At 65.6% G+C, this 18,214-nt stretch carries 17 protein-coding genes and 1 tRNA gene; 6 read left to right on the forward strand and 12 right to left on the reverse strand.

What is annotated here, in order from left to right; translation table 11 throughout:
* Positions 1–2 precede the first annotated feature (2 nt).
* Both glmU and G7Y29_RS03545 read right to left on the reverse strand, forming a co-directional pair.
* Positions 3–1,451, reverse strand: coding sequence for a bifunctional UDP-N-acetylglucosamine diphosphorylase/glucosamine-1-phosphate N-acetyltransferase GlmU (gene glmU, locus G7Y29_RS03540; RefSeq protein WP_165002015.1), 1,449 nt, complete (start codon positions 1,449–1,451; stop codon positions 3–5).
* A 16-nt stretch (positions 1,452–1,467) separates the two neighbouring features.
* Positions 1,468–2,682 (reverse strand): MFS transporter, encoded by a 1,215-nt coding sequence (locus G7Y29_RS03545; RefSeq protein ID WP_165002016.1) that lies wholly within the window; start codon positions 2,680–2,682, stop codon positions 1,468–1,470.
* A gap of 136 nt (positions 2,683–2,818) precedes the next feature.
* On the opposite strand from G7Y29_RS03545, the gene G7Y29_RS03550 reads away from it, so the two are divergent.
* From G7Y29_RS03550 to G7Y29_RS03570, 5 genes are all read left to right on the forward strand, one after another.
* Positions 2,819–3,439 carry a TetR/AcrR family transcriptional regulator gene (locus G7Y29_RS03550; protein ID WP_165002017.1) on the forward strand — a complete coding sequence of 207 codons (621 nt, stop codon included), beginning with the start codon at positions 2,819–2,821 and terminating at the stop codon, positions 3,437–3,439.
* A gap of 5 nt (positions 3,440–3,444) precedes the next feature.
* Complete coding sequence (gene mfd / locus G7Y29_RS03555) at positions 3,445–7,020, forward strand: transcription-repair coupling factor (RefSeq protein WP_165002018.1); 3,576 nt, start codon at positions 3,445–3,447, stop codon at positions 7,018–7,020.
* 13 nt (positions 7,021–7,033) lie between these two features.
* Positions 7,034–7,107, forward strand: a tRNA-Leu gene (locus G7Y29_RS03560).
* 24 nt (positions 7,108–7,131) lie between these two features.
* Positions 7,132–7,620: a pyridoxamine 5'-phosphate oxidase family protein gene (locus tag G7Y29_RS03565; protein WP_165002019.1), complete on the forward strand. Its 489-nt coding sequence runs from the start codon at positions 7,132–7,134 to the stop codon at positions 7,618–7,620.
* Positions 7,621–7,771: 151 nt separating this feature from the next.
* Entirely contained in the window at positions 7,772–9,274 is a 1,503-nt protein-coding gene (locus tag G7Y29_RS03570; RefSeq protein WP_165002020.1) for an HNH endonuclease signature motif containing protein, read from the forward strand.
* Here G7Y29_RS03570 and G7Y29_RS03575 read toward each other — a convergent pair.
* The 6 genes from G7Y29_RS03575 to G7Y29_RS03600 are packed head-to-tail and all read right to left on the reverse strand — an operon-like array spanning position 9,268 to position 13,881.
* Positions 9,268–10,128, reverse strand: coding sequence for a prenyltransferase (locus G7Y29_RS03575; protein ID WP_165002021.1), 861 nt, complete (start codon positions 10,126–10,128; stop codon positions 9,268–9,270). The two genes, G7Y29_RS03570 and G7Y29_RS03575, sit on opposite strands and share 7 nt — an antisense overlap.
* A complete protein-coding gene (locus tag G7Y29_RS03580) occupies positions 10,125–10,412 on the reverse strand; it encodes a lycopene cyclase domain-containing protein (protein WP_165002022.1) in 288 nt (95 codons plus the stop codon). Before G7Y29_RS03580 ends, G7Y29_RS03575 begins: the two co-directional genes overlap by 4 nt.
* Positions 10,409–10,720 carry a lycopene cyclase domain-containing protein gene (locus tag G7Y29_RS03585; protein WP_165002023.1) on the reverse strand — a complete coding sequence of 104 codons (312 nt, stop codon included), beginning with the start codon at positions 10,718–10,720 and terminating at the stop codon, positions 10,409–10,411. Before G7Y29_RS03585 ends, G7Y29_RS03580 begins: the two co-directional genes overlap by 4 nt.
* On the reverse strand, positions 10,720–12,270 hold the full coding sequence (crtI, locus tag G7Y29_RS03590) for a phytoene desaturase family protein (protein ID WP_165002024.1): 1,551 nt from the start codon (positions 12,268–12,270) through the stop codon (positions 10,720–10,722). Before crtI ends, G7Y29_RS03585 begins: the two co-directional genes overlap by 1 nt.
* On the reverse strand, positions 12,263–13,123 hold the full coding sequence (locus G7Y29_RS03595; protein ID WP_249399797.1) for a phytoene/squalene synthase family protein: 861 nt from the start codon (positions 13,121–13,123) through the stop codon (positions 12,263–12,265). The genes crtI and G7Y29_RS03595 overlap by 8 nt, the downstream gene beginning before the upstream one ends.
* An 11-nt stretch (positions 13,124–13,134) precedes the next feature.
* Positions 13,135–13,881, reverse strand: a complete 747-nt coding sequence (locus G7Y29_RS03600) for a glycosyltransferase family 2 protein (RefSeq protein WP_165002025.1) — start codon at positions 13,879–13,881, stop codon at positions 13,135–13,137.
* Positions 13,882–13,908: 27 nt separating this feature from the next.
* Here G7Y29_RS03600 and G7Y29_RS03605 point away from each other — a divergent pair, with 27 nt between their 5' ends.
* On the forward strand, positions 13,909–15,186 hold the full coding sequence (locus G7Y29_RS03605; protein ID WP_165002026.1) for a cytochrome P450: 1,278 nt from the start codon (positions 13,909–13,911) through the stop codon (positions 15,184–15,186).
* Here the strand turns inward: G7Y29_RS03605 and G7Y29_RS03610 are convergent.
* From G7Y29_RS03610 to G7Y29_RS03625, 4 genes are read right to left on the reverse strand one after another with little or no spacing between them, the layout of a single operon-like run.
* Complete coding sequence (locus G7Y29_RS03610) at positions 15,183–16,082, reverse strand: glycine betaine ABC transporter substrate-binding protein (protein WP_165002027.1); 900 nt, start codon at positions 16,080–16,082, stop codon at positions 15,183–15,185. The two genes, G7Y29_RS03605 and G7Y29_RS03610, sit on opposite strands and share 4 nt — an antisense overlap.
* Positions 16,083–16,093: 11 nt before the next feature.
* Positions 16,094–16,753, reverse strand: a complete 660-nt coding sequence (locus tag G7Y29_RS03615) for an ABC transporter permease (protein WP_165002028.1) — start codon at positions 16,751–16,753, stop codon at positions 16,094–16,096.
* A complete protein-coding gene (locus G7Y29_RS03620; RefSeq protein ID WP_165002029.1) occupies positions 16,750–17,400 on the reverse strand; it encodes an ABC transporter permease in 651 nt (216 codons plus the stop codon). The genes G7Y29_RS03615 and G7Y29_RS03620 overlap by 4 nt, the downstream gene beginning before the upstream one ends.
* A complete protein-coding gene (locus G7Y29_RS03625; RefSeq protein WP_165002030.1) occupies positions 17,397–18,203 on the reverse strand; it encodes an ATP-binding cassette domain-containing protein in 807 nt (268 codons plus the stop codon). The genes G7Y29_RS03620 and G7Y29_RS03625 overlap by 4 nt, the downstream gene beginning before the upstream one ends.
* Positions 18,204–18,214 lie beyond the last annotated feature (11 nt).

Genomic DNA, 18,214 nt, shown 5'->3' on the forward strand with positions numbered 1-18,214 from the left:
CCTTACTTCTCTCGTGCGTTCTGGACTTCTCGGGCGGCCAGGGCTGCCTCCGTGCCCGGGCGGTTCTTCTCCACCCAGCCCTCGATATTGCGCTGGCGGCCTTCCTTGATAGCCAGGGCTCCTGGGGGCACGTCGTCGGTGACCACAGTACCTGCGCCCGTGTACGCGCCGTCGCCAACGGTCACCGGGGCGACGAAGGTGGTGTCGGAACCGGTGCGGACGTTGTTGCCGATGGTGGTGTGGTGCTTCCTCACGCCGTCGTAATTGGCGAAGACGCTGGAGCAGCCGATATTGGAGTTTTCCCCGACGGTGGCGTCGCCGATGTAGGTCAGGTGCGGGATCTTTGAGCCCGCGCCGATCACGGCGTTCTTCGACTCGACGAATCCGCCGAGTTTGCCGCCCTCGCCGAGCTCGGTGCCCGGGCGCAGGTAAGTGAACGGGCCGACCTGGGCGTCGGCGCCGATGACGCTGAGCGAACCCTGGGTCCGGGTAACCGTCGCGCCCGGTCCGACCTCCATGTCGGTCAGCGTGGTGTCGGGGCCGACCTCGGCACCGTTGCCGATGACGGTTGATCCCCACAGCTGGGTGTTGGGGTGAATAACCACGTCGGAACCGATCTCGACCTCGACTCCGATCCAGGTAGTGTCCGGGTCGATGACGGTGGCGCCGCCGCGCATGGCTCGCTCCACCAGGCGGCGGTTGAGCTCCTTGCCAGCCTCGGCGAGCTGGATGCGATCGTTCACCCCGGCGAGCTCGCGAGCGTCGGGCGCGGTGAAAGCGGACACTGTGCGGCCGTCCGCGCGCGCGATGCCGAGGACGTCGGTGATGTAGAGCTCGCCCTGGGCGTTGTCGGAGGTGATGCGCGTCAAAGCGTCGCGGAGCACGGCTCCGTCGAAGGCGAAGACGCCGGAGTTGACCTCGGTGACGCGCTTCTGGTCAGCAGTGGCGTCCTTCTCTTCGACGATTTCCAGGACGTTGCCGTCGCCGTCGCGGATAATGCGGCCGTAACCGGTGGGGTTGTCGAACTCGAGGGTGAGTACGGTGACTGCGGCCTGGGCGGTAACGTGGGCGTCGATAAGCCGCTTGATCGTTTCCCCCTTGAGCAACGGCACGTCGCCGTTCGTGACAACGACGGTGCCGTCGAAGTCAGGCAACGCGCTCAGGCCGCACTGCACGGCGTGGCCGGTACCGTTCTGCTCCTCCTGCACGGCCTGCAGAATCTCGATACTCATCTGTTGCGCGATTTCGTCGACGGCGGGGGAGACCTGGTCGCGCTGGTGCCCGACGACCGCGACGACATGCTGCGGGTCGATCGCGGCCGCCGCGTGCAGGGAGTGGGACAGAAGGCTGCGCCCGCCGATCTCGTGGAGCGTCTTCTGCTTTGTCGATTTCATGCGGGTGCCAGCACCGGCCGCGAGAACGACAACGGCGCACGGGTTCTGCTCAGTCATGGTTCACAGCATAACGCTATGCGGAGACGTCCCTGAGGTTGAACGCCCCCGCCACTCCCACGGCGCCCATGAGTGCGAGAAACAGCAGCGCCGCCTGCGTGCCGACGACGGCGATGGCAGAGCTGAGCGCACCCACCACCAGCAGTACGACCCCCATCACCGTGTTCGACGCGCCTGTGATCAGCGTGCGGCGCTCACCGTCGGCCATGTCCACCAGATATGTCTTGCGGCTCACGCGCACCGCGGTGTGCGCGAGGTTAACGGCGAAGAACCCGGCGGGCATGGCAAACGCGTTCACGCTTGGCGACGCCAAGTTGGCGCTGACCACCAGCAGCACAATGACCACCGACGCGGCCGCGGCCGCCCAGGCCATGGTGAGTTTGGAGGATCTGTCCGACCAGACGCCGGAGATGCGTCCGCCCAGCAGTGCGGCGCCGCCGGAGGCGATAACGAACGCGCCGAGGCTGGACAGGTCGGACCCCTGCTCCTGCGCGAGCACCACGATGAAGGGGGTCGACAAGGCTGTGACCAGCATGAGCGAGCGCACCAGGAGGAACGCCCGCAGCTCCTTGTCCCCGGTCACAAGGCTCCACGTGACTGCGATCCAGTTGCCGGCTTCTTCAGTGGCGTAGTTGTTGTCCACCGGTTCACGGATGCCCCGGAAGACCAGCGACGCAAGGCCCCACGTCGCGGCGCCGCCTAGCAGGAGCGCGACAATGAGCCAGCGCGGGACCTCGGCGGGCAGGAAGGTCAGCGCCAGGCCGACGGCAAGTGTGAACGCCCCGGATAGTGCGGTCGCGCGCCCTGTGATCAGCCCGCGCCTGCCCTTGTCTATCGTGCGGCCCTGCACGTCCTTGCCCGCGATGGAGCAGAGCGCGCGGAAAACGCTCAGCGCCGCCAGACAGGCGATGACACCGATGCCCAGTGCGGCCCCCTCGAGCGTGGCCGCGGCGACGGCGATCCCCACCCCGGAAACCGCCTGACCCCACGACCCCAGCAGCCAGACGCGCTTGCGGTTCGGCTTTGAGCTGACCCAGGGGCTCAGCGCGGCCTGGGGGAGCATGGAGCCGGATTCGCGCACCGGGACGAGTAAGCCGGTAAAGAAAGCGGGGACTCCTGCTGCCGTGAACAGCCACGGCAGCAGGGTTTTAGCGGCGACGATCTGGTCCCCGATGCCCTGCAAACCGTTGGCCCAGATGAACCTGTTGGCGTTGTGCTGCTGGTTGTCCACTCTCGCCAGGCTACAGCTTCCCCACCAGGACTCGAACCTAGAATGACGGTACCAAAAACCGTAGTGTTGCCGATTACACCATGGGGAATTATTAGGCGATAGTGTAGCGCACGCGCCCGCAAGTAAGGTAATGGGCATGGCTCGTCAGCGTATGACCGGTTCGCAGCGCCGGGACCAACTTATCGGCATCGGCCGGGCTGCCTTCGCGGAACGCGGTTTCGACGGCATCTCGGTCGAAGAGATTTCGTCCCGCGCGGACGTGTCCAAGCCTGTCCTTTACGAGCACTTCGGGGGCAAGGAGGGCCTGTACCTGGCGGTGATCGAGGCCGAGCAGAACCGGCTGCTGACATCCATCGTTACTTCTATCGGGGAAGGCCGGTGGAGGGAACGTATCGAGCGCGGTATCCTCGCCCTGCTGACGTACGTGGAGGACCACACGGACGGCTTCGTGATTCTGGTGCACGGCCATATGCCGGGCGGCGAAAAGTCCTATTCGACTCTGCTCAACACCTTGACGGCCCAGGTGTCCTATTTGCTGGGGGAGGCGTTCAGCCACCGTGGTCTCGAACCGGAGCTGGCGGAATTGCATGCGCAGGCAATTGTCGGGGCAGTGTCCATGACTGCCCTGTGGTGGCTGGACCAGCGTTCGCCCGACAAGTATGCGGTGGCGACCCATGTCGCGAACCTGTGCTGGAATGGGTTGGCTGGGCTGGAGGCGCAGCCGAAGATTATTGAAACCGAGAAGGGAACAAAGTAGACCGTATGACCGAAACCGCACCAGCGTTGGGCGGGTTGCTCACTCGCGCGCTGACCGATCCGAAACTGAAAGGGCTGGTCAACAATATTGGGCAGGAGCGCCTACATGTCACGGGCATCGACCAATCCCGCTCTTGGGCCGCCGCGGCGATCTCCCGTGAGGTTCCGGTTCTGCTGGTCACCGCCACGGGGCATGAGGCGGAGGACCTCAGCGCGGAGCTCGCGGCGCTGATTGGAGCCGGCAAGGTCTCGCTGTTCCCCGCGCTGGAAACCTTGCCGCACGAGCGCCTCTCGCCGGCCGCGGACGTGGTGGGAAGGCGCTTTAAGGTCCTGCACGACATGCCCCGCGTCATCGTCGCCGCGGCCCGCGCCGCGTGCCAACCGGTGCTGCCCGCGGTCCCTCCGATCACGGTCAAACAGGGAAGCGAGTACGACTTCGAGGAGTTGACCCGCGACATCACCCACTGCGCCTACGAACACGTGGACATGGTGGCCAAGCGCGGGGAGTTTGCCACCCGCGGCGGGATCATCGACGTTTTCCCCACCACTGCCGAGCACCCGGTGCGCATTGAGTTCTGGGGTGACGAAGTCACCGACATCCGCACATTCGCCGTCGCGGATCAGCGCACCATCGATGACGTTGCCTCCGTCGAGCTGTTCCCCGCCCGCCAGCTGCTTATCGACGCCACCGTGGCCGCCAAGGCTGACACCCTCGCGCGCGAGCACCCCTCGAACCCGGCCCTTGTGCAGTTGCTGACGCGCATCTCCGAGGGCCATCATGCCGACGGCATGGAGGCGCTGATCCCGGCACTGACGGACAAGCCTTACAAGGTGCTGCCCGAGCTCTTGCCCGCCGGTTCAGTTGTGCTCGTGACCTCGCCGGAGAAGGTCCGCGCGCGCATCGCGGACCTCGAGGCAACAGACAAGGAGTTCCTCGAGGCCGGGTGGGAGGCCGCCGCGATGGGGGCGCAGGGCCCCGTCGCCGTGGAGGGCCTGGACGTCTCCGCGTCCTCGTACCGCTCCTTCGATTCGCTCGAGGTTTCCGCCCGCAAGGCGGGTCAATCGTGGTGGACATTCGCACCGCCCGGCATGTTCGCGGCCGATGATTCCGAGACCCTGCCGCTGGAATTCGAGGCCGCGCCCGCGCCGAAGGGTGAGCCGAAGGCGATTGAGCAGCTCTACGCCACGCTGAAGCTGCATGTGCAGAAGAACAACGGCACCGCGGCGTTTGTCGCGCCCGCCAAAGGAACCGTCGAGCGCTTCGCCGAGCGCCTGCGCGAGCACGGAGTCTCCGCGCGCATTGCTACACCGGGTCTCGAGCCTGTCGACGGCCAGGTCACGCTATACCAGGCCCTATCCCACGCGGGTCTCGTCTTCCCGGGGCCCAAGCTGGTGGTGGTCACTGAGACCGATGTGACCGGTAACCGCGTCGGCGATATCGCGGGCGCGAAGCGCCGCGCCCCCCGCCGCCGGGGCCGCGTCGACCCCCTGTCGCTCCAACCCGGTGACCATGTGGTGCACGAGACCCACGGCATCGGCAAGTTCGTCAAAATGGCGGAGCGCACGATCAAGGCCGGTGACGAGGACTCGCGCCGGGAGTACATCGTGCTCGAGTACCAGCCGGCGAAGCGGGGCCAGCCCAACGACCAGCTCTGGGTTCCCATGGAATCCCTGGACCTGTTGTCGAAGTACTCGGGCGGGGAGCAGCCGTCGCTAAGCAAAATGGGCGGCTCCGACTGGAAGAACACGAAGAAGAAGGCGCGGGCGGCCGTGCGCGAGATCGCGGGCGAGCTGGTGCAGCTCTACGCCAAGCGGCAGGCCGCGCCGGGCCATGCGTTCGCGGCGGATACTCCGTGGCAAGCGGAGATGGAGGACAATTTCCCGTTCGTAGAGACCGAGGACCAGCTCGCCGCGATCGACGCGGTCAAGGACGACATGGAAAAGCCCGTGCCGATGGACCGCGTCATCGTGGGCGACGTCGGCTTCGGCAAGACCGAGGTGGCCGTGCGCGCCGCGTTCAAGGCGGTGCAGGACGGCAAGCAGGTCGCCGTGCTCGTGCCCACCACGCTGTTGGCGCAGCAGCACTACACCACGTTCACCACGCGCATGGACGGCTTCGGCGTGAACATCCGCGAGCTGTCCCGCTTCACCTCGGCCAAGGAATCCAAGGAGGCCCTCGCGGGGCTCGCCGACGGCTCCGTGGACATCGTCATCGGCACCCATCGCCTTCTCGCCACCGGCGTGCAGTGGAAGAACCTCGGGCTTATCGTCGTGGACGAGGAGCAGCGCTTCGGTGTGGAGCACAAGGAGCACATCAAGGCGCTGAAGGCGCACGTTGACGTGCTGACCATGACTGCGACCCCGATCCCGCGCACCCTCGAGATGTCGCTGACCGGCATCCGCGAGATGACGTCGATCACCACCCCTCCCGAGGACCGCCACCCGGTGCTCACCTACGTTGGCCCGCAGGAGGACAAGCAAATCGCGGCGGCGATCAGGCGCGAGCTGCTTCGCGACGGCCAGGTCTTCTACATCCACAACAAAGTCGCAGACATCGAGAAAGCGGCGCGCCGGATCCGCGACCTAGTGCCCGAGGCGCGCGTCGTGGTCGCGCACGGACAGATGTCGGAGCAGGTCCTCGACCAGACGGTGCAGGGGTTCTGGGACCGCGAGTACGACGTGCTGGTGTGCACCACGATTGTGGAGACGGGCCTGGACATCGCCAACGCCAACACCCTGGTCGTGGAGAACGCACAGAACATGGGCTTGTCACAGCTGCACCAGCTGCGCGGGCGCGTCGGTCGCTCCCGTGACCGCGCCTACGCGTATTTCTTGTACCCCAAGGACAAGACGCTGACGGAGACCTCCTACGACCGCCTAGCCACGATCGCGCAGAACAACGACCTGGGATCCGGCATCGCGGTGGCGCAGAAGGACTTGGAGATGCGCGGCGCCGGCAACGTTCTCGGCGCGGAGCAGTCGGGCCACATCGCGGGTGTCGGCTTTGACATGTACGTCCGGCTCGTTGGGGAGGCTGTCGATACGTTCAAGGCTCTCATGACGGGTGAGACGGTCGATGCCACGGACAAGGGCCCGAAAGAGATCCGCGTGGACTTGCCCGTCGACGCCCATATCCCGGAAACCTACGTCAACTCCGAGCGCCTGCGGCTGGAGATCTACCGCAAGCTCGCTGAGGCGCGTGACGACGCCGCCCTGGCCACCGTCGCCGATGAAATGGCCGACCGCTTCGGCCCGCTGCCGCAGGAGGTCGAGCGCCTCATGGCGGTTGCGCGCCTGCGCCACCAGGCGCGCCGCGCCGGGGTTTCCGACATACTTGTCCAAGGCACGCGCATCAAGTTCCAGCCCGTCGAGTTGCCCGATTCCAAGCAAGTGCGCCTCAAACGCCTGTACCCGGGCTCGAACTACCGCGCCGCGGCGAAAGCGCTGCAGGTGCCGTTCCCCCGCGCGGCGAAGGGTGTGAACCAGCCGAACCTGCGCGACACGGAGCTGCTGCAGTGGGTCTCCGATTTCCTTTCGGAGATGTTCGGGGTGGAGAAGAAGGTCGTTGCAGTGGGCGAGTAAAGTATCGGGGCACGCCCCTATAGCCCAATTGGCAGAGGCAGCGGACTTAAAATCCGCGCAGTGTCGGTTCGAGTCCGACTGGGGGCACTTTTAGTCCGTACACTGGCCGGCATGGCTGACAACGACGTAACAAAGAGTGACATCATCGAGATCATGCGGGGCAAGTCCATCGGCATGCTCACCACCGTGGGTGATGACGGTGGCCTGTATTCCCATCCGATGGACACCCAGGAAGTCACCGACGACGGTGACGTGTACTTCGTCGTGGGCAAGGACAGCGAGCAGGGCGCTTGGCTGCAGAACACGCCGCAGGTGAACATGGCGTACTCCGACGCCGGGTCCTGGCTCTCCGTCGCGGGCACTGTCCGCTTCCTCGAGGGAGAGGAGCGCTCCGCGAAGATCGAACAGCTGTGGGACGACTCCATGTCCTCCTACTTTGACGGCAGGGACGACCCGAACTTGGGGGTCATGTTGCTCGATTCTGAGTCCGCCCAGTTCTGGGGCCATAAGGACGGCCGCGCCGCTGCTTTGTTCGACCTCGTGCGCACCCGCGTGACTGGCCAGGAGTCGACCGACGGGACCTCTACCGTCGAGCTGTAGTTTCGTCCTTGCGCGTCCACTGGTTGGGCGCGCTTTTCGCGCTAACCCATAAAATCGAACGTATGAATGAAAAATATCTTAAAAGCCCTTTGTATAACGCTTGACGGCGTACATCTGTTCGATTATGATTGTCGGTGAGGAAGGGGGAACAATGAAAAACGGTACTCACGAGCCGGACACGGCCCAGCGGTTTTTTCGGACGCAGCGTCCGGGGGAGGCGCGGGCGGAGCTTGCGCAACGCAAAAGGGATATCGACTACGAGCTCTATTCACCGTGGACCGACCCGACCTTCTTCGTCGACGACTTCGAGCTCGAAATTACCGAGATTCAGGAAGCGACGGGAGAAGGCAAGACAGCCGTCGAGAAAGCGATTTTTGCTTATCGACGCCTCGCTGACCTGCCCTGGCTGCGAGCCATACAGGACACCACCCGGGTGCTCGACCTCAAGCGGTTGATTGCCATAGACAATGTCATCGCGGAGCTCGGCCCGGAATTGTCCGGAGAGGTGCTGATGGTGCTCGACGAGTTCCTGGCGGCCATGTTCACGCCGAAGAAAGCCAACCAGCCGTTGCCGACCCCGAAGGCGATCGCTCACCGGCTGCGAAGGTTCATCGCGAAGCTGGATGAGCGGGTAGGTTACGACCCGGAAAAACGGACCCGCCGCAACAATCCGGCGGGAGACTTCACTCTCCACGATTTTACGGCGGGCAAACGTTTCGGGCTGACTGTGGAGTGCGACAACGCCACGCATGCCGCGATCCGCGAGTTCCGGCAGCAGGTCGCCAGGGAACACAAGCTCAGCGAGGCTGAGGCAGCCAAGCTCATCCTCACGGGGCGCCTCGAGGCGCAGCCGAAAGTCACCATCTTCGGGTACGCGCCGCTGACGCCGGAGGGTGATCTCGTGCCTGGGGCGTCCATCTACTTCCCAGGCAGCGGCTGGACCGATGCTGGCGGGACCGAAGCGTTCGAGGACATGGTGGATGGAAACCCGCCCCGCATTGTGGACCTGGATGAGGTTGCGCACCACGATGTGGAGGGTTACGTCCCCTCGGTGAATATGAGGGCGTACGCCGCGGCGCGAGACGGTGTCTGCGTGTGGCCAGGGTGCAATCGGGCGGCGGAGCATTGCCAGCTCGACCACCGCGTCCCGTTCCAGGAAGGCGGAGCGACCACCCCGGCCAATCTGTACTCCTTGTGCCAGAAACACCACAACGTCAAAACGGACCGCAGGGCATACTATCTGCCTGACCTTGTCACCGGTGATGTGGTCTGGCTATTCCCCGACGGCACCTACCAGCTTTCGGAACCCGAGGGATTCATCGGCGAGCAGCTCAACCAGTGCAACCCGCGATGGAACACCGACCTCGACACGAGACAGCGAGAACGAGACAAGGCGAACAGCTTCTACGCGCGGGGACACAAAATCCTCGACGAGTTCGACCGGGAGCGCGACATGGAGGCGTGCAAACTAGCAATCGGCGAGCTGGAGAAGGAATTCGGCATGAAGTTCCCGTTCCAACCGCCCCCACCCATGATCATCCACAACGCCGGGTTCATCGACGAAGCACCAGAAGCAGTCGAGGACTACGAAGCCCGCCTTCAGCGGCTCATCGAGAACGACCCGTACCTCAAATACGGCGATTCCATTTACTGAGGGGGAAAGAGAAAAAACAGGACAGCGACTGTGATGACCCCGCCTGTTGCAAAATTGAGCCAGAGGAAAACGCGCCATGCCCGGTTTACCTCCGCGGAGGTCTCATCGGTGACGTCAAGGAACCGGGCAGTGTTGGCCGCGTACCCGAGCCCCAGCAAGCCGACGACCCAGCCGGGGAAGGGCAGCGCAATGCAGATGACCGCGGAAATGAGGTAGCCGGCGCAAGCGAGGCGCGTCGTCAAGCGGGCGCCCAGGCCCGTCGCGATGGATTTCAAACCGCCCTCCCGATCCGCGACCACGTCCTGCACTGCACCGAGGGCGTGGCTGGACATGCCCCACAAGAAGAATGCGGCCACCGCGAGCCAGAAACGCGGGCCGACGGAGGGGTCCGTGATTGTGGCGCCGACAAGGGCGGGGAGCGCGAAGTGGGATGAAGAGGTGACCGAGTCCAAGACCGGCACCTCCTTGAACCTGAACGGCGGGGCGGAATACGCGTAAACGGCGAACAACGCAATTGTTAGCCACACCGCGGAGAAGGTTGTGCCGCTGGCGTAGAGGATCAGCGCTAGCGGGAGCGTCGTTACGCCCGCCGCAACGAGGAGGGGCCGGTGCAGGGACTTCGGCAGGACCGCGCCCTCGATTCCGCCCTTGCGGGGGTTGCGGATGTCGGACTCGTAATCGAAGACATCGTTGATCCCGTACATCGCAATGTTGTAGGGAACGAGGAAAAAGATGAAACCGAACAGGAGCAGCCAGTCGAAGCGCGAGGTGTCGAGAAGGTAGGCGAGCGCGAACGGCACTGCGGTGTTGACCCAGCTGATGGGGCGCGACGCGGCGAGGATGGCGCGGATCATCGTTCGCCCTCCGGCCACAGGGCGCACACGACGAGGCAGACGAACGCAGAATAAAACAGGTCCTCGATGGGGATGAGGCCGATAAATAGCCCGAGGTTGTTTGCGTCGTCGTATTGCACCAGGCCAGCGGCGACCATGAGGTTGTCGAAGACGATCGTCAGTGCGAGCACGGCAACGGTGACGACCGCGGTCACCTTCCACTGTGAGGCGTACGCGTGACGACGCCACAACCACAGCGCGGCGGACCCCAGGAGGAACGGCAGGCTTATGAGCAGGTAAGTCATGGGCGCACCACCTTTCGCGTGCCGGATGTGAGGTTCATCGTGAGATATGTGAGGAAGAACAGGAATATTGGCTCCTCAACGGGCATCTCGGGGGCGAGCTCGATACCGGTCATGAACGGGGAGTCACCGCGGAAAAATGTGCCCGTGGCGATCCCGGCGGCGTCCCACAGCAGAAACAGCGCGACCACCGACACCGTGAGAAGGGTGGCGCGGCGCGCATCAAGGAAGAAAGCGAGCTTCCAACGCCAGTCGCACAGCATCATGCAGCCGATGGTGACAAGGAGGAAAGTGAGGTAAACCAAGTGCACTACATCGCCTCCGGCAGGGGGCCGGGCGAGCGGTCGCCGTGCAGTCTCTTGATCACGTTCTCCGCGGAGATCAGGCACATGGGAACGCCGACACCCGGCACCGTTGTGGCGCCGGCGTAGTAGAGGTTGTTCAGCTTGCGCGAGACGTTTCGGCCGCGCAGGAACGCTGACTGGCGCAACGTGTGGGCCGGGCCGATGGAGCCGCCTGACCACGCGCGGTAGCGCTCGGCGAAGTCGGAGGGGCCCAGGGTACGCATCACCGTGATGCTGTCGCGGAAGTCGTCGATGCCGCACCAACGCCCAATCTGGTCCACCGCGTGCTGGGCGACCGCCTCGACCGCGGGGGACGCTTCGCCCTGGTACATGTCGCCATGCCCGAAATCCGTGGCGGCAGGAACCGGCACTAGGACGAACAGGTTCTCGCAACCCTCGGGAGCCGTTGACGGGTCGGTGGCGGACGGCATGGATACGTAGATACTGCGCGAGGCGTCGAGGGGCCGCGAGGCGACGGGGCCATCGAAAACTGCGTCGAAGTCCTCGTCCCAGTTCTCGCTGAACAACAGGTTGTGGTGCGCGAGCTGTGGGAGCTTGCGATTCGTACCGAGCATGACGAGCGCCGTGCCCAGCCCGGGGTCGCGCGCACCGAACCACTTCTCGTCGTAGGTGCGTTTCTCGGGCGGGAGGAGGCGGGTCTCGGTGAAGTGTAGGTCAGCGGCCGAAACGACGACATCGGCCGCGAGCTGCTCACCGCCGGTCAAGCGCACGCCCGTCGCCCGGGCGCCTGAATAGGTGATGGCGCGGACGTCCGCGTTCCGGCGAATGCGCACCCCATTTTCTTCCGCGAGCGAAACCAGCGCGTTGACCACCGCCGTGAACCCGCCCTGCGGGTATTTCACGCCCTGCACGAGGTCTGTGTGACTCATCAGGTGGTACATCGACGGGGTGCGCTCCGGATGGGAGGAAAGGAAAACCGCCGGGTACGTCAGCATCTGTCGGAGCCGGGTGTCGGTAAACCGGGAGGCCACGAACTTGTCTAGCGGCACGGTGAGGAGGCGCGCGAGGTCGGCGTAACGGCCGCGAATTTCGGAATCCACGAACGGCCGGAGGGAGCTGAAGGTGGTGTAGAGGAAGCGGTCGACGGCCATGTCGTAAGTGTCACCCGCCGAGTCCAGGTAGGCGGCTAGCTCGGCGCCGGCCCCCGGCTCGATCGACTCGAAGAGGCGGATGGCGTCCTCGCGCCCCGAGGGCACATCGACGGGGGACGCGTTCTCCGGGAAGAGGCGGTAGGCGGGCGCGAGGTCGACCAGGTTCAGTATGTCCGCGGTGCGTTTGCCGAACAGGCCGAAGAAGTGGTCGAAGGCGTCGGGCATGAGGTACCACGACGGGCCGGTGTCGAAACGGAACCCCTCGATCGTTTCCTCGCCGGAGCGGCCCCCGACGGTGTCGAGGCGCTCGAGGACGGTCACATCGTAACCGTCCCGGCCCAGTAGGGCCGCGGTGGCTAGGCCGGCGACACCCGCGCCGACGACGATGGCGGATTGTTTACGCACGGTATCTCCTCAAGGCGCGGGCGGTCACGTAAAGCTTGCGGTGGCGCGGGACCGAGATGCGGGTGGTGTACAGGGTGGCGGCCGGGATGGCGTCGATACGCTCGGTGAGCTCGGCGAAGAGCGCCTCGGCCGCGGCGACGGCACCACGAGCGGGCTTGGGGAGCAAGGGGACGGCACGGCGCGCGCGGGCGAGGTCGGCGCGGATGTCGGCGACCAGCTCGGCTTTCACTGTGTCGTCAATGTCCCGGTCGCCCAGCTGCGGGAAGTAGGTGCGGCCCAGATCGTCGCGATCCTCGGCGAGGTCGCGCAGGAAGTTGACCTTTTGGAACGCCGCGCCGAGTGCGCGGGCGCCCTCATCCAATTCCGCGCGGGTTGAGGCGGGCACGGGATCTTCCGCTACGAACGCCGCGACGCACATTAAGCCGATGACCTCCGCGGAGCCGTATACGTAGGCGTCGAAATCGGCGGGGTCGTACAACGACTGCGACAGGTCTCGGCGCATTGAGGCGAAGAAGGCGGCGACATGTTCGTCGTCGAAGCGGCACCGGCGCGCACTGTTGGCCCAGGCATGGAGGACCGGGTCTGTGTGGAAGCGGGAGGCGGGGGCGGCGAGGACGTGCGCCTGGTAGGCGTCGAGAAGCGACGCGGCGTCCGTGCCCGCTGCCCGAGCAGTTCCGTCGACGATCTCGTCCGCGATGCGCACCATGGCGTAGAGATTGCGCACGTCCGTGCGCACCCGGGGCGCGAGGAAGCGAGTGGCCAGGTAGAAGCTGGTGGAGTACTGGGAGATGACTTCGGCGGCGGCGCGGTCGCACATGCGGTCGTACCGGGCCAGCATGGTGGGGGGCTCCATGACAGGCAAGCCTATACGCGCTCAATGAGGCGGTGCTGCGGCGGGGAGAGCTTGAACCCCTGGCGCATCGAGTGCATCCCGCGCGAAAATCGGCGCGCGAGCTGGCGGGCGCCGCGCAGGGCGCGATCGTCGGTGTGCAACGTGATCTCCGGGCGGAACAACACGGTTTCGTGCGGGCGGACCGCAAAGGACATCTGGATGTCGTCGTGGGACTCGGTGTCGCTGGAATCGACCGAGCCGCGGATGTCGCGCCACCATTGCGTGGTAAGCGAACAGTTGGTGCCGAAGAACGGGGCGTGGCCGAGTGCGGAGCCCACGCTGTAGCGAAACGCGCGCAGGTACAGGGCGCTGATGAAGCGGCCGCGCCAGCCGGGGACGTCGAAAAGCGCGGCCCCCGCCATGCCGACGACCTTTTTGCCCCCGCGCCGTGATACCTCATCCCACGCCTGGAGCCACTGCAGGCTGAACCTCCGGTCGACCAGGACGTCCGCGTCCACGCGCACAATAAGGTCCAGGCCACGCGCAGCTGCTTCGTCGTAACCGGCGTGCGACGCCCACGTAACGCCGCGCCGGGCCTCCGTGACCACGACTGCGCCTCGCGAACGGGCAACGGCCGCCGTGTCGTCGGTCGAGCCGTTGTCCACGACGATGACGCAGTCGAACGGGCGGACCTGGCGGGAGACGGAATCAAGACACGGGGCAAGCAGATGCGCGTCGTTGAGGCAGGGGATGACGAGACCAATAGTGGGAGCGGACACGGCGAAAGTATACGTAGGGTGGGGGACATGACTTCCCACGAGAACAACAACGTGTCCGGCGAACACTCCCACAAGCTCCTGACCGACGGCTACCTCCTGCCCTCCAACCTGCGCAAGAAGGCAGGCTTGCCGCCCGAGTCCATGTGCCCCGTGACCACCAAGTTCCTCGGCGAGGACGCGACCATCGTGCGCGGCTCCGAGGCAGTAGACTTCTTCTACAACGAGGAGCTGATGAAGCGCGACGGCGCGATGCCGCAGGTGATCGGCGACGCACTGGTGGGCAAGGGCGCGGTACACACGCTCGACGGCGAGGCGCACAAAACCCGCAAGGCGCAGATGGTGGCCATGGCGTACGAGGATGAGCGCGTCGCCGAGTTCGCACCGCTGGTGGCCGAGGAGGTCGACCGCATGGTGCGCTCATGGAAGGGTGAGGAAGGAAACGTCTTCCAGGACATGTCCCTCGCGTTCGGTCGCGCCGCCTTCCGCTGGGCCGGCATCGAACTGTCGCCCGAGGACACCGACGAGAAGGTCGGCCGGATGATCACGTTGCTGGACAACTTCGGCAAGGTCGCCGGCACGCCGAAAGCCTTCTGGCAGCGCCGCCAGCTGGACAACTGGGCGGGCGAGCTGATCACCGACGTGCGTGAGGGCCGCGTGAGCGCCCGGCCCGATTCCGTGCTCGCGCACATGGCTAACCTCACCGATGAGAGCGGCGAGCTTGTCGACGCCACCACTGCCGGCATCGAGCTGCAGAACCTGACCCGGCCGACAATCGCCGTCGGGATCTTCGCCTCCTTCGCTGCCGTGGCTTTGGCCGAGAACCCGCAGTGGCGCGAGCGCATTAACAGTGCGGAAACGGACCGCGAGTCCGTCGCGTTCGCCCAGGAGGTGCGCCGCTTTTACCCCTTCGTGCCCATGTTCCCGGCCAAGGCAATCAAGGACACCGAGTTCAAAGGCTGCCCCGTCCACGAAGGCCAGCGTGTCGTGCTCGACTTCACCGGCACCCTCGGATCGGACGAGGAATGGGAGAACCCGGCGAGTTTCGACCCGGAGCGCTTCATGCCGTACGCCAACCAGTCCGAGGCGGAATCCATCAAGGCGTTCATCCCGCAGGGCGGTGCCGACGTGCGCACCGGGCACCGCTGCCCGGGCGAGAAAATCGCCGTGACGGCGCTGTCCACTGCGGTATCTGCCATGGCGCGTCCCGAGGTGAAGATCTCCACCGAGGCGATCGACACCACGTACTCCATGACCCAGATCCTTACCCGCCCCGAGTCCGGCGTGCGGGTGTCAGTTTCGGGCTAATCCAGGGAGGCGACGAAGTCCTTCGCGATCGTCGCCGGCTCGGCGCGTTCCGGCCCGACGTTGCGCATATTCATCGCAACCACATCTTCGGTGGTCAACTGCGCGTCGACGGAGTTGATCACATCGAGGGCGCCGTCAGGAAGCGAACCCGCCTTAATCACCGGCACGATGTTCTGCGGCGGGATTAGATTCTCCGGGTCCTCGAGGATGACGAGGTCCGCCTCCTCGCCGTTTTTGAGCAGGGCGGGGGAGGTGGTGAAGATGTTGGCCACGTTGGCGGCGCCCTCGACCAGCGCCTGCACGGTAAGCGGGCCGCCGCCGTCCGAAATCGGGTTGACCTTGATCTTGCCCGCATCGATACCGTACACCGTGGTCAGGCCCTCAGGCCCGTAGGGGCGCTGAGCGAACTCCGGAGGCGCGGCGATTGTTATCGTGTCCAGCTTGTCAAGGTCGGCGATCGTGACCAGACCCTGCTCGTCGGCCAGGTCACGCGTGACGCGGTAGGCGTCCTTGGACTCGGCGGGGCTGAGCTCTCCGGCGACGAGGTCCTCCGGCAGGGCGTCGGCGAGTTCGCCGCCGCCATAGAACTGCGTGAGGTTACCGGAGTACTCCGGCACGACGTTGACGGAGCCCTCCTGCAAAGCACCCAGGTACACCTCGCGGGAGCCGATGCCGGAGGACACCTCAACGTCGAAGCCCTCCTTGCGCAGTGCCTCCGCCCAGATCTGGCCGATGATCTCGGACTCCGGAAAGTTCGCGGTCCCGATGACGACGGTTCCGGGCTCCGCGGCGCTCGAGGGGGCCGGGGTTTCCTCCGCAAAGGGATCCTGCGTCCCGCAGGCTGTCAAGGTCAAGGTGGCAAGGACGGTGGCGCCTGCGGCGACTGTGCGTTTCATGCGAGCCCACTTTATCGTGATGCGGACACCCCAGGCGGGGTGCAGAGCCGCTGTACCCCCGCCAGAAGCAGGTCAACCACCAGTGCCAGGGCCGTGACCAGCACCGCACCGGCGACCATGCGCGGGTAATCCTGCACCGCGAGACCGTCGATGAGGTAGCGTCCCAGCCCCCCGAGGCCGATGTAGGCGACCACCGTTGCGGTGGCAATGACCTGCACCACGCATGAGCGCAGGCCGCCAACAATCACGGGTGCGGCCAGGGGAAGCTCCACTCGCGTCAGGACCTGTGCCTCGCTGTATCCCGCTGCACGCGCGGAATGCACCACGTCGCGTTCAACGGAGTCGAAACCGGCGACGATGCCGGCGACTAGAGGGGCAACGGCGAGGAGAACGAGAACGATCGTCGCCGGGATCAGGGGCACTGTCACACCGCGGGGAATCGAGATGGCCAACCACGTCAGCAGGCCGAGGGCCGGGAGCGCGCGCAGCGCCCCCGCGACGGACAGGACGGCGTTCGCGCCACGGCGCGAGTGGCCCACCGCAATGCCCAGCGGCACCGCAATGAGAAGCGCAATGGCCACGGAGAGCACCGAATATCCGAGGTGCTCCACCAGGCGGGCACCGAACCCGGAATCACCGGCCCAGTTCTGGGCGGAGAAGAGGTAGTTCATCGCAGTGCCGCCTTCCGGGTCCAGGGCATGGCGGCGTGGCCGATGGCGACTAGGAGGGCGTCGATAAGCACGGCCAGAAGGATCGTGCCCACGAGCCCAGCGATGATCTGCGTCGGAAAGGAGCGCTGGAATCCCTCGGTGAACAAGGTGCCCAGCGACTGCACGCCGATCAAAGCGCCGACGGAGACGAGGCTGACCGTCGAGGCCGCCACGACCCGCACGCCCGCGAGCAAACCGGGCCCCGCGAGGGGAAGCTCGACACCGACAATCCGTTTGAAAGGGGAATACCCCGCTGCCACGGCCGACTGACGCACGGCCGCGGGCACTGCGGCGAAAGAATCAGCGCTCGAGCGCACCATCAACGCGATGCCGTAGAGCGTCATCGCCACAACAACGTTAGCGGGGGAAAGGACCGAGGTGCCCAGCACCAGTGGCAGGAGGACGAACATGGCGAGGGAAGGAACGACATAGATCAAGCTCGAGGCCACCACTACCACCTCGCGAGCGCGGCCCGAGCGGTGTGCCAGCCAGCCGATCGGCACCGCGACGAGAAAAGCGGCGGCAATCGCGGGCAGGGCGATCACAAGGTGGTCCAGAGCGAGCGAGCCGATGCGCCCCGCGTTGGAGACGAGCCACGTCCAATTCACTTCAGCACGCCCCTGACCTTGCCGGCCGCGTCGACGACGAGGGTCTCGCCGTCGCGTTCGACGGCGCGCAGGTCCCAGCTTTCGGCGCCAATGAACTCACGGACCGCGTCGTTGGCGGGATGGGCGACGATGTGATCCGGTGCGCCGGACTGCTCGATGCGGGCCTGCGCGCCGAGGATGACGACGTCATCGCCGAGCAGGAACGCCTCGTCGATGTCGTGGGTAACCATGAGCACGGTGGTAGCCATGGTGTCCTTCAGCGCGAGGATCTCTTTCTGGAGGCTGCGCCGCACAACGGGGTCCACCGCGCCGAAGGGCTCGTCCATGATGAGGATGTCGGGGCGGGTGACCATGCCGCGCGCCACGCCGACGCGCTGCGCCTGCCCGCCGGACAACTCGGCGGGGTAGCGCCGAAACAACGTGGGATCGAGGTTGACCAGCTCCAGCATCTCCCCGGCGCGGCGCTTCGCCTCCGCTTTGCCCGCACCGGACAACATCGCGATGTCAGCCACGTTGTCCAGCACAGTCCGGTGCGGCATCAACCCTGAGTGCTGCATGACATAGCCAATGCTGCGGCGCAGCGCGACTGGGTCGGTGCCCGCAATGTCCTTGCCGCGCACCGCCACCGCACCGGCGTCGGGCTCGATCATGCGGTTGACCATGCGCAGCAACGTAGTCTTGCCGCAACCGGACGGGCCAACGAAACATGTGGTGGAGCCCTCGCGCACGGTGTAGGTGAACCTCTGGATCGCGGGCGCGGTGGCCCCAGGATAGGTCTTCGTCACATCTCGGAACTCGATCACGGGGTGTCCCA

This window comes from Corynebacterium qintianiae (assembly GCF_011038645.2).
GTDB lineage: Bacteria > Actinomycetota > Actinomycetes > Mycobacteriales > Mycobacteriaceae > Corynebacterium > Corynebacterium qintianiae.